Annotated in this window: 10 protein-coding genes and 2 pseudogenes; 5 read left to right on the top strand and 7 right to left on the bottom strand. The window is 40.7% G+C overall.

The genetic code is table 11. The annotated features are described in order from the left end of the window. Window positions 1-37: 37 nt before the first annotated feature. The gene (locus tag J7E37_RS02415) at window positions 38-2158 is read right to left on the bottom strand and encodes a heavy metal translocating P-type ATPase (protein ID WP_215022888.1); all 2121 of its coding nucleotides are present in this window, start codon (window positions 2156-2158) and stop codon (window positions 38-40) included. Window positions 2159-2162: 4 nt separating this feature from the next. Continuing rightward, window positions 2163-2516, bottom strand: coding sequence for an ArsR/SmtB family transcription factor (locus tag J7E37_RS02420; protein ID WP_214783612.1), 354 nt, complete (start codon window positions 2514-2516; stop codon window positions 2163-2165). 469 nt (window positions 2517-2985) lie between these two features. On the opposite strand from J7E37_RS02420, the gene J7E37_RS02425 reads away from it, so the two are divergent. The 3 genes from J7E37_RS02425 to J7E37_RS02435 all read left to right on the top strand — a co-directional run bounded on the left by J7E37_RS02425 (window position 2986) and on the right by J7E37_RS02435 (window position 4944). Further along, complete coding sequence (locus J7E37_RS02425) at window positions 2986-3678, top strand: hypothetical protein (protein ID WP_215022238.1); 693 nt, start codon at window positions 2986-2988, stop codon at window positions 3676-3678. A 231-nt stretch (window positions 3679-3909) separates the two neighbouring features. Continuing rightward, window positions 3910-4443: a CBO0543 family protein gene (locus J7E37_RS02430; protein WP_215022240.1), complete on the top strand. Its 534-nt coding sequence runs from the start codon at window positions 3910-3912 to the stop codon at window positions 4441-4443. Window positions 4444-4635: 192 nt separating this feature from the next. Continuing rightward, window positions 4636-4944, top strand: a complete 309-nt coding sequence (locus tag J7E37_RS02435; protein ID WP_215022242.1) for a hypothetical protein — start codon at window positions 4636-4638, stop codon at window positions 4942-4944. 395 nt (window positions 4945-5339) lie between these two features. Here the strand turns inward: J7E37_RS02435 and J7E37_RS02440 are convergent, their stop codons facing one another. The 3 genes and pseudogenes from J7E37_RS02440 to J7E37_RS02450 all read right to left on the bottom strand — a co-directional run bounded on the left by J7E37_RS02440 (window position 5340) and on the right by J7E37_RS02450 (window position 7971). Further along, window positions 5340-5729, bottom strand: coding sequence for a YkvA family protein (locus J7E37_RS02440; RefSeq protein WP_215022244.1), 390 nt, complete (start codon window positions 5727-5729; stop codon window positions 5340-5342). 269 nt (window positions 5730-5998) lie between these two features. Then, complete coding sequence (locus J7E37_RS02445; RefSeq protein ID WP_215022245.1) at window positions 5999-7246, bottom strand: cysteine desulfurase-like protein; 1248 nt, start codon at window positions 7244-7246, stop codon at window positions 5999-6001. Between the two features lie 312 nt (window positions 7247-7558). Next, a pseudogene (locus J7E37_RS02450) lies at window positions 7559-7971 on the bottom strand (Lrp/AsnC family transcriptional regulator). Between the two features lie 118 nt (window positions 7972-8089). Here J7E37_RS02450 and J7E37_RS02455 point away from each other — a divergent pair. Next, window positions 8090-8849: pseudogene (locus J7E37_RS02455) on the top strand (MBL fold metallo-hydrolase). Window positions 8850-9028: 179 nt separating this feature from the next. Then, entirely contained in the window at window positions 9029-9568 is a 540-nt protein-coding gene (locus J7E37_RS02460) for an MEDS domain-containing protein (RefSeq protein ID WP_215022246.1), read from the top strand. A 12-nt stretch (window positions 9569-9580) separates the two neighbouring features. Here the strand turns inward: J7E37_RS02460 and J7E37_RS02465 are convergent, their stop codons facing one another. After that, window positions 9581-11095 carry a flavin-containing monooxygenase gene (locus J7E37_RS02465; protein WP_215022247.1) on the bottom strand — a complete coding sequence of 505 codons (1515 nt, stop codon included), beginning with the start codon at window positions 11093-11095 and terminating at the stop codon, window positions 9581-9583. Window positions 11096-11258: 163 nt separating this feature from the next. Next, complete coding sequence (locus tag J7E37_RS02470) at window positions 11259-11555, bottom strand: hypothetical protein (protein WP_215022248.1); 297 nt, start codon at window positions 11553-11555, stop codon at window positions 11259-11261. Window position 11556 lies beyond the last annotated feature (1 nt).

An 11556-nucleotide genomic window follows, 5' to 3' on the forward strand; every position in this document is an offset into this window, starting at 1 on the left:
CTCCTCCTACAGGAAAGGCTTCCCAGTGTGGGAAGCCTTACTTATCTTTTACTCCAAGAAGCCGCAATGCATTGAGTGTTACAATCAGAGTCGCCCCCATATCGGCAAAAATCGCGATCCAGAGCGTTAGCCAGCCAGGAATGACAAGCAACAGAGCAACCAGTTTAATCCCTAATGAAAAGGTAATGTTTTGTTTAATGATATTTAACGCTCTTCTGCTTAATTTCACCGTGAAAGGAAGTTTGCCTAGGTCATCTGCCATTAGGGCAATATCAGCAATTTCCAGCGCTGTGTCTGTTCCGGCTCCTCCCATGGCAACTCCAACCGTGGAAGCCGCAAGTGCAGGTGCATCATTCACACCATCCCCCACCATTGCAACCCTGTCATACTGACTTCTAAATTCTTTTATATAACTCAATTTATCTTGAGGAAGCAGGTCTGCTTTAACATCCGTAACCCCGGCTTCTTTTCCAATCGCGCGTGCTGTACCTTCGTTATCTCCAGTCAGCATGATGGTCTTTTGAATGCCCAAATCATGGAGACTCTTGATCACTTTATGAGTGTTCTCCCTCATTTTGTCAGCCACTGCAATTAAAGCCAGAACAGATTGGGATGTTCCGGCAACCATTACTGTTTTGCCTTCGTTTTGCAAACTTGATATCTGTTCTTTTATGCTGGAAGGAATACCGTTCAGCTCTTCAAATAAATTAGGGCTGCCCACATAATAGGCTGTTCCTTTGACCTCGCCTTTAATGCCTTTACCTGTTATAGAGTTAAATCCTTCTACCGCCATACCTTGGTAGGATAGGTTCTCTTCCTCGGCTTTCCTCATGATGGAGGAGGCCAATGGATGCTGGGAATTGTTTTCTAGGGCAGCAATAATCTTTAATAATTCATTAGAATCTTCGGCTTTTTGCGGCAGATAATCTGTGACAACAGGAACGCCTTTTGTCAAAGTGCCGGTCTTATCAAAAGCGATTGCTTTGATTGCACCCATTTCTTCCAGATGGATTCCACCTTTGATCAGCACCCCGTTTCGCGCTGCATTTCCGATGGCAGTCACAATCGAAACAGGTGTAGAAATGATCAGGGCGCATGGGCAGCCAACAACCAATACTGCCAGACCTTGATAAATCCATGAGCTCCAATCTGCTCCTAATAACAAAGGAGGAACTATCGCAACCCCTAATGCAATCAACATAATTAACGGAGTATAATATTTTGCGAACCGGTCAACAAATGCCTGGGAAGGAGCACGTTCTGCCTGCGCTTCCTCGACAAGGTGAATGATTTTAGCAATAGTTGTATCATCCACTCGCTTTGTCACTCTGACTTCAAGGACGCCTTCCTCATTCAAGGTTCCGGCAAATACTTCATCCTCGCTTTCTTTTGCTACAGGTATTGATTCACCGGTTATTGCCGCCTGATTGACAGATGAAATTCCTTTTACCACCATTCCATCCATGGCAATTTTTTTCCCTGGCTTGACGATCATGATATCTCCGATTTCAATATCATCCACTTTCACCAGTTGTTCTTGATTTCCTCTGCGGATCAATGCTTCTTTAGGAGCGATATTCATCAGTGACCGAATGGACTGTCTTGCTTTATCCATTGAATACGTTTCAAGCGCCTCACTGATTGCAAAAAGGATGACTACCATAGCCCCTTCCCCCCATTCGCCAATGGCCGCAGCACCAATCACAGCAATGGTCATCAGTGTTTTCATATCAAACTCAAGCCGGCCAAGGTTCTTCAATCCAGTCAGAAACAGGCGGGACCCGCCAATCAGCATGGAGGCTGCGTAAGCCAAAACAGATGGAACGCTGCCTTCTCCGTTCAATTCTCCTGCCATCCAGCCTATAATCAGAAAGATCAGAGATCCAATGACCGGACTATGTTTTTGTAAGAAAGGCTCTTTCTTTTCTTCAAATCGCTGTTTCTCGGGAATGACCTTTATATTTTCAAAAGCCCCAGCTTTTTCAAGCTCTTCTATCGTTGTATTTCCATATACCGTCAGCTTCGAGGCGCCGAAATTTACACTTGCATCAGAAACACCATCCAGGTGTTTTACGTTCGTTTCGAACTTTGTGGCACAGCCTGCTCAGGTAAAACCCTGGACACGGTATACACTTTTTTGCACATCTTTTTCTGTCATAGCATTACTCATGTGATTGAACCTCCTTCTGGTGGGCAAAAGCAACCTGGATCAATTGCTTTACATGCTCATCGTCGAGTGAATAGAACACCAGCTTGCCCTCTTTGCGATATTTAGCCAGGCCTAAATTCCGCAAAAGCCTTAGATGGTGCGAGGCAGTTGCTGTGGAGCAGCCGACGATATTGGCAACATCACAGACACAAAGCTCATCTTCCTCACTTAATGAGAAGGCAATTTTAATTCTTGTATCATCGGCCAATGCTTTAAATATCTGAGCTACAGCCATTGTATTTTGCTGAGAAAGAGAATTTTTTACTCGAGATACTTTTCCCTCATCCACACAGGTGATCTCACACATATCTTTGATTTGCTTCAACTCATTCACCACCCTTTATTCAAATATTCGTTTGATTATAAGTATATGTTAAAAATCGGCAAACGGTCAAACGATTGTTTGTTTAATTTCGTTTTATCCTTTTATTGTTTTGCAAAACTCTGGCAATGCTCGTTTTTGTCCAGATTTACTGCCTACTGCCAATATTCCCAGTACATAAAAAAGTGAAAAGACTAATTGGTCTTTTCACTCTAGTACTGTCGTAGAAAAAGGCAAATTCTCTCTTTGCTAGAGCCTTACTAAACTCTGCTTTGATGTTACCTAAGAATTCTTGAAGCTCCATGTTCTTTCCCGTAGATAGTCAAATACCTTCATTTCTTGGACGTATTTTCAATTTCACTGCACCCTTAAGCTGAATTTAAAAAAGAAACGGTATATATCGTGCATACCTATCAAAAAATAAAAAAACTATATATGAGAAGAGGGATATATTTTGGAACAAGAAGAAAAATTAAAAACTGCGGTAACAGCAATGGGAAGTGATTTAAAGGTACAAACCTTCGGAGGTGCTGAAAAGACGACCGATACTGTAGTCGGGATAAACATGGTCGAAAGTATTATAAATGATTGGAACGCTATGTCTAAAAACCAAGCAAATCATACAATCCAACAATATGGTCCGCCTAACGAGGCAACCCAGAGCAGGCTGATCTGGTATAACAATGGACCATGGAAGCGCACCATTGTTTATCGTGATGAAATTCCACACGACTTTCCACAGCCTCACACCGATGTAATTGAAAATTATATCAACTACACCGTTCCGCCTGAGATGTTCAGTGAACTTGCGAAATTTGATGGCAGTGTCATCGTTGAGAGAACAAGAGGAGAAGTATCTTCCCGTTGTGATATGGAGGCAGCCAATATTCTTGCTCTTAACTTAATGAATGATATTGTAACAGGCAAATTAAGTGCAGAAGAAGCCCGTGATAAATATTGTGAGGAAACTTCCGCCTTTATGATGAATAGACCAGCCCCTTATGCAGAGAAACTTCAATTCAACGTATCGAATATCGAAAAGTATGATACAGACGTAGTCATGATTGTCGATGAAATGGTGGAACAAGCTGTGGAAAAAATGAATGATATAGCAGATAACAATATTGCGAATAACAGACTTCATTAAACATTTAAAAAAACTGCCTTATGGCAGTTTTTTATTGGCAGCGTCTTACCTTTTGGGCCTTTTATAAATGAAGATTTTCACAATCTTTGTGTATGATACTAGCTATAACTTGCTAATGATATTGATTTACTTACTTATAAAGCGTTTGACCGGTTATCATTCTAAAAAGCAAAATTAAATTATTAATAAATAAAATGTAACACTAATAAGAAAAAAATGGAGATGGCTTATTTGGATGACGCAGTAAAAGAGTTACTCTTTTATCAACAAGAATACTCAAATTTAGCTATTGAAAATTGGTTGGAACACTCCTTGTTTACTTGGGGTTGGTGGTTCCTTGTCTTTATTTTTGTTGTACCATGGATGATATTCGTAAAACTTCTTGATAGAGAGCATACCCTTAAGGTTTGGAGTTTTGGTCTAATTGTCATTATTATTACTGCCTTTATTGATGATCTAGGCAGTGAATTATGTGCTTGGATTTACCCGACTAAATTTGTTCCAGTTGGTCTTCTTGCATTACCATTCGACTTTTCCATTATACCAGTGTCATGCATGTTGATATATCAATATTTTCATACATGGAAAACATTTAGTATCGCCCTTGTTTTTCAAGCTGTCATTTTTGCATTTATTGGTGAACCTATTTCAGTTATGCTTGGAACAGTTACATATTTAAAATGGAAATACATATATTCATTTGCTTTTTATATAGTCACTGGTATTGCAGCTAGGTTCATTATTCAGAAATGGACAGCAAATTAATTTTACACCCCCAAGCGTCCATCCTTTCTAGTTCATCGAAATTTTAGTTTTTAAGTTCATTACAGTAAATAACCCTTCACTGAATTTGCATCAAACTGGCCCATAGAAAATCATCTACAAATATCACCGGGTTATAATCCTCCCTGGACAGGCATAAGGTTTAATGTAACTTGAATAAAAGGAGCCATTAAATTGATGCGAATATTAGGATTATCCGCTCTCTTGCTATTCTGTATATACCTGGTTTTTGCCTATCCCCAAAATGTCCAAAAAAACGCTGAGCTCGAATATTTGGAGACCGACGCCAGTGTCCACAATGACATTTTAGAGACTATCTTACCTGAATTTGAGTACCTGCACATAGAGTCTCTCGACAAGGAGGTAGACGGATATATCGTTGAAACCTACAGGGAATATGAAATTCACCGTGACCAGGAAGGCAAGATCCTAAAACAGATCCCCACTTCAAACTATGAGTATGTAAGATATAAAAGTTACTAAATAATAGGGTAAATTTATTCGGTATTATTTATATTTCTTAAATGCTGTTCAACTCAGCCTATAATTTTATACCGGTTTACGACCTTTTTTGTACGGGATCAGTATATGTGGCTGATCTGGAGCTGTAAAATCTTCAATTCCTGATTGGTTTATATCGGGAGTGAACTATTTCTGCCCCCACTTCATGAAGACAGTTCCAGTAATTCCTTTTTTGATAATTCCTTTTTTTGGCCTGCTAAATGGAGTTAAATTCCTCATTGCAAGAAATGAATACTCAGTAAAGTATTGTGTATCTATTATTATTTGTATTCTGTAAAGGTTTTTTCTGAGCGTATCATGCTATCACCTACAATAAATTCAATGATAATCTCTACGTATAAGATGTTAAAAGGTTTCTATATCAACTTAATAACAATAAAATTAACTAGCCAATATAACAAAAGACCCCACAGCAGAATGATCACCGCACCTGCTATCCAATTCTTCTGTTTAACCTTCCCTGCAGCAGCCACTTTTTCACGTGAATCCTGTATAACCTGATCTGGCAGTATTTTTAAAAGAATGGCAATTCCTAAGGGGATCAGGATCAAATCATCCAGATACCCAAGGATCGGAATAAAGTCAGGAATTAAATCGATGGGACTGAAGGCATAGGCGACAACTATTATTGCGATTAGTTTTGCATAGAAAGGTGTATCGGGATGTTTGTATGCCTCAGCTACAATAAAGATGTCTTCTTTGATTTTGCTCATCCGCTTTTTAAATGTTTGCCTAGCTTTCCCCATAATATTCCCTCCGGCTTTCTATTAATTATCTATTACTATATAAATAAACAGAGCCTGGCACAATGGCCAGACTCCTCAAGCTTTTGTCAGAAAAGAGCATGCAAACTTAATACCGACCTGCAAAATGGCTTACATTACGTTAAAATCGGCTTTAGGATTTTAACAACAATCTTTACGAAAACAGCCTTTATTTAACAAGCAGCTTCGGTCTTCATCAGACTGTCCCATGCCGAACATCTTTCATTCCCCTACTGCAAAATAACGTTCAATCAAACCACATTCTGCTGATGCTGTTCGATGAAAGCTGCTAATGCTTCTTTAAATTGCTGGATTTCTTCCATGGTATTATATGGAGCCAACCCGATCCGCACCCATCCGCCTGTTGGATAGACATCGAGTACCTCAGCCATCGTGGAGGCATAGAAGTCCCCATCTGCGACACACATATTGTATTTTTCCGAAAGCCATGCCGTGACCTCGCGGGAGTTGTGACCTTCAATAGTAAAAGCAAATGTTGGTGTCCTCCGCCCAGAAGCTGCGCGATATAGTGTCACTTCCGGGAGGCTGTGCAAAAAGCTTTCCACTTCTAATGCAAGTCCACTTTCATATTCATCGATTGCTTGCATTCCGGACACCAATCGTTCCCTTCTCGTTTCACCATATCCCAGCTCTTCGATAAACTGAATAGCTCCCATCACCCCGGCGATGCCTTCATGATTCTGAGTTCCTGTTTCAAGCTTGTAAGGTATTTGGGCAGGTGCAGGCTTCAGCTTGTAGACCTGAAGTTTTTCAAATAAACTCTCCCTCACCACAGCGATGCCGACATGCGGCCCGAAAAATTTATAAGCTGAACATAGCAGGATGTCACACCCAAACTTTTGAACATCCATTGATAAATGCGGCACTCCATGTACAGCATCAACAACCGCCAGGGCGCCAACTTCCCTCGCACGTTCAATTATTGGCTTTAAATCCGTTACAGTCCCTGTCACATTCGATGACATTCCAGCGGCCACCAGCTTTGTTTTATCTGTAATGATTCCGTCTAAATCATCTAATTTCAAAGTAAAAGTTTCATGATCCAGTTCGATGAATTTTACCGTTGCTCCACAGTCCCTCGCAAGGGTAATCCATGGATCAACATTCGCACGATGGTCTAGCTCTGTGACCACAATCTCATCACCCTCATTGATAAAACCAGCCAGACTCCGTGCAATCGCAAAAGCATGTGTCGTCATATTGGCACCAAACGCCACTTCATTCGCCTGGCATCCAAGCAAATCCGCAACAGCCTCCCTGGCTTTGTCCAGCATACTATCTGTGTCAGCACTGGTGTTGAAGGTCCCATGAAGATTTGCCATGCCATTCCTTATGTACCGATACATAGACTCCATTGCAAAATCGACCATTTGTGTACCGCCCGGCCCGTCAAAGTAAATCACTTGTTTTCCATCGTCTTTTCGATTTAATGCCGGGAATCTTTCCCTCACCTGTTCAATTGGAAATAAATTAGCCAACCCCCATCACTCCTTCTGCCAAACTGATATCAACATTATTATGTCATAATTTTCTAAATATTGCAGTTTTAATCTTTCGACAAACGAAAGAGGAACCATAAACAACGGCTCCTCATCTGCTTCTTCTCGAAAAGGAATGATCCTTAATCTTAGGAATAAATGGAACGCTATTTACTTCATGGACGCAAAAGAAATCAGCTAAATCACCCTCTTTTCTATCCATCCTCTCACCCCCATATTACCAAAGGTATTCATGGACGGAGACAAGGGTATGGATGTCCGGTCTTGAATGAAGGAATTAGGCGCTCTCCATCACCGCTTATTAATTACAATCGAAAGCTTATAGCTCACATAATTGCTCAAGTCTGTCAGAAATTCATCCAAAATTTCATTGGATGGAAATTTGCATTCTAAAAGGTAACAGCTTTCCCCACTGACTTTATAATTGTTCATCACGTATGTTTTTTTTCTGTCAGGAACGTGAGGTAAGGCTGATGATTCGTCGTTTTCGTAAAAATATGTATGATTGTATGAATTGGATACCCCATTTTTATTTGGTTCATTTTAATGGTATACCCTTCAATGATTCCGTGATCCTCTAACTTGGCGACCCTTGCTGAAGCAGCCTGGCCAGTCAAATGGACCTTTTCACCAAGTTCCTTCATGGTGATCCGGCTTTTCATGGTAAGCTCATCTATAATTCTCATATCGGTGGAATCCAACATTGTCTCAAATCCTTTCAATAATCAAGTAAAAGAAGAAAAAGACTTGATTTTCACTATGTAAGTCAAAAGCGGTCTTATTATAAACTATATATACATTATAGAAAAGGAGCTAATGAATATGAATTTACAACCAATTCGAAATGCAACTTTGGTTGTGCAATATGCTGGGAAGAAGTTTTTAATCGATCCATTTTTGGCAGAAAGGAGCATATCCTCCCTTTCCCAATTCATTAAGGCAAGACCAGAATAATCCTTTAGTCAGCTTGCCGGTGTCCATTGATGAAATGATCGATGATATAGATGCTGTCATTGTAACTCATTTACACCTCGACCACTATGATGAGGCTGCCAAAGAGGCGCTTCCGAAGAATCTAAAAATGTTCGTACAAAATGAGGAAGATGCCAATGCAGTCCAAAATGACGGTTTTAAAAATATTGAGGTTTTACAGGAAGATACAGTTTTCGAAGGCATTCAATTAATTAAAACAAAAGGCGAGCATGGCAGAGGGGAAATATTAAAACTTGCCGGCCTCGTGTGTGGTGTTATATTTAAACACGATACCGAGAAAACCTTATATGTCGCGGGAGACACTGTCTGGTATGAAGGTGTACAAGAAGCCATCGATACCCACACGCCAGAAATCATTGTTGTAAATGCAGGAGATAATCAATTCCTTGAAGGTGGATCACTCGTCATGGGTAAAGACGACGTGTATGAAGTGCAAAAAGCCGCTCCCTCTGCAATAATAATCGCCAGCCATATGGAAGCTGTCAACCACTGGACACTCTCAAGGGAAGAATTGAAAAGTTTTGTTGATGAAAAAGGGATCTCCTCAAGTGTTATCGTCCCAAATGACGGTGAGTCATATAGATTTTAATAACCAGCAGTGCACACAAAAGCTCGGGAGCCTTCTAAAAGGCCCTGAGCTTTTACTGTAATTAAAACTAAGGAGAAACAAAAAATGTTCCAATACAAAGAATTTGAAAGTAAATACATATTAACAACCAAGTATGATACACTTTATTGATAATCTGTTTTATTCGATGGGGTGCTAATTTGGAAAGTACGCAGTTAATGAAAGTTAATGAACTTGCAGGCCTTACCAAGGGACACGGACTATATTTCTTTGGAAACCAAGAACGGTATGTTACTCGAGTGGTTGACTTCGTCATTTCGGGTCTGGAACGTGGTGAATATTCCATCATTGTAGAAAATGACCGGATGATACCCTTGATTACTAAAAAGCTCATGGAGTCAGTTGATGAAGGCAGTTTGGAAAAAGTAAAGTTCATCAATAATTATGACTTTTATTATGCCAAGGGAGACTTTAGCGTAAATTCCATATATGATTTCCTTCCGAACCTGATCGAAGGTTATTCAGACCTCGATGTAGTCATTCGCAGCTGGGCTCATGTAGAATGGCGGGATGAGCAGCAGATCAACAGAAATTTAATCGCTTCTGAACAAGAAGCCGATACCATTGTGACCGAAGCAAAATTTCTAGCTGTTTGTGCCTACGATTCCGAAAGGGTTAATCAAGAATTAATAGAAGGCCTTATAAATTGCCATAACTTTATTATTAATGATGAAGGATGAAAGAAATCAGGCTCACCTATCAGGTGAGCCTGATTCATTATTTTCTAGGTACTTCATTTTTGCAGAAGCTTGATGGCCGATATAGTCTCCCGTAATTACCCTGCCTGCTAATCTTCGAAAAGAAAAGGTAGAACCTGGCCAAAGAGTGCTGTTCCTTCCCGTGTGGTCCAGATACCAGCTTTTACAACCTCCGCTCGTCCATACAGTTCCTTTCATCGAAGTTTCTGTTTTTTTCACAAACCCATTCTGAGCGTCCACACTCGGCTCGATGACGTCAAGCTGATTTTTCTGCATGTGCTTCAAAACCTTGATCATCTGTTTAATTTGTGCTTCTATCATATAGATTACCGAGGTATGACCAAGACCGGTATTCGGACCTTGCATAATGAATAAATTCGGGAATCCCGACACAGTTGTCCCCAGATATGCCTTGGGACTTCCAGCCCAAACATCAGCTAAACGCTGGCCATCCTTGCCAAAAATATAGTTAGCGAAAGGGATATCTGTTATCTGAAAACCTGTACCAAAGATGATTGTATCCACCTTTGCCTCTGTACCGTCCGCTGAAATGATGGAATCCTCGGTTACCTCGACGACTCCTGAAGTAACGACATTTACGTTGGCTGCTGCCATAGCTGGATAGTATACATTTGATTGAAGAATCCTTTTACAACCTATTATATAATCTGGTGTAAGCTTCTCCCTTAGTACAGGATCCTTGATGGAACGGTACATATTGCTGATGGCGGCTTTTTCTACAATTTTCATATACTTTGGATTCCTGAAAGCAATGCCAAGTAACTCACGCCTGATATAAATGCCTAACCGGGATACTTTTTGTATTAACGGGATTTTGCTGTACAGCTTCTGCTTAGTTGGGGATATTTTTTGATCAGGACGGCCAACTACCCAGGCCGGCGTCCTCTGAAAAACTGTCATGTAGTCCACCTCAGGCTGTAATGCTGGGATAAACTGGATTGCCGAAGCGCCAGTTCCGATGACGGCGATCCGCTTTCCTTTTGGTTTAAAGGTCTTTGGCCAATTTGAGGAATGGAATGCCTCCCCTGCAAAAGTATCTGAACCTTTTAGCTTTGGAATAGCGGGATTGCTAAGTGCGCCAAATGCCCCAACGACTATTTTAGCACTAAAATCACCCTGTCCTGTGGCAACATACCACTCCCCAGTGTCCTCATTCCACTCCATCCTTATAACCTCATGAAGGAAGCGTACATGACTCATCAGGTCAAACTTTTTGGCACAATCCTGAAGGTAGGCATAGATTTCGGGTTGTGAAGAGAATTTGCGGCTCCAATTTGGATTAGGTGCAAAGGATAAGGAATATAGATGGGACTCCACATCACATGCACAGCCTGGATAACGGTTATCCCTCCATACCCCTCCTACGTCATCACTGCGCTCAAGAATGATAAAGTCATTTTCCCCGGTTTGTTTTAGTCTGACAGCCGCTGCAATCCCGGCAAAACCGCTTCCGACAATGATGATTTTGGCTTTGTTTATAGGTTTCATCTCTCAGCCCCCTGGCTTACAATTATTCTCCTTAAAGTTTCTGAATGTTATAAAATTTTATCACCTCTGCGTTTTTTATTCCAGAAAAACAAAGAGACGGTTCTCACGCTAGCTTCGCTTCAATAAACGAAGCTAGCAGGACGTCCCGTCTCTGGCTTCCTGGTCAATAAACTTTGCTTTTAGAAATTATGGTTTTTACAAAGATAACTATTGAAATAAATAGAAATAGAGCCGCTGCAAGAAAACTATAAATGGCCATGGAAGTCATTAAGTCCATTTCACTTGATTTTTCAGCAAAACTGCCTGTTACCTGCCAAGTTATAATACCGACGAAAAACATGCATGATGGCCAGAATGTGTTTGATAACGAAGAGGCGATTGGCGGCGTGGCATTGGAATTACACAAGTTTCTTTCTTCTCCAAACAATGACCCTGGAAAACTTTCAATCTTTTCATACACA

This window comes from Bacillus sp. ISL-39 (genome assembly GCF_018613295.1).
In the GTDB taxonomy this organism is placed as follows: domain Bacteria; phylum Bacillota; class Bacilli; order Bacillales; family Cytobacillaceae; genus Mesobacillus.

Coding starts and splice junctions, on each gene's coding strand:
- J7E37_RS02420 (WP_214783612.1), bottom strand. CDS start 2,516: ATGTGTGAGATCACCTGTGTGGATGAGGGAAAAGTATCTCGAGTAAAA.
- J7E37_RS02440 (WP_215022244.1), bottom strand. CDS start 5,729: ATGGGGAAAGCTAGGCAAACATTTAAAAAGCGGATGAGCAAAATCAAA.
- J7E37_RS02465 (WP_215022247.1), bottom strand. CDS start 11,095: ATGAAACCTATAAACAAAGCCAAAATCATCATTGTCGGAAGCGGTTTT.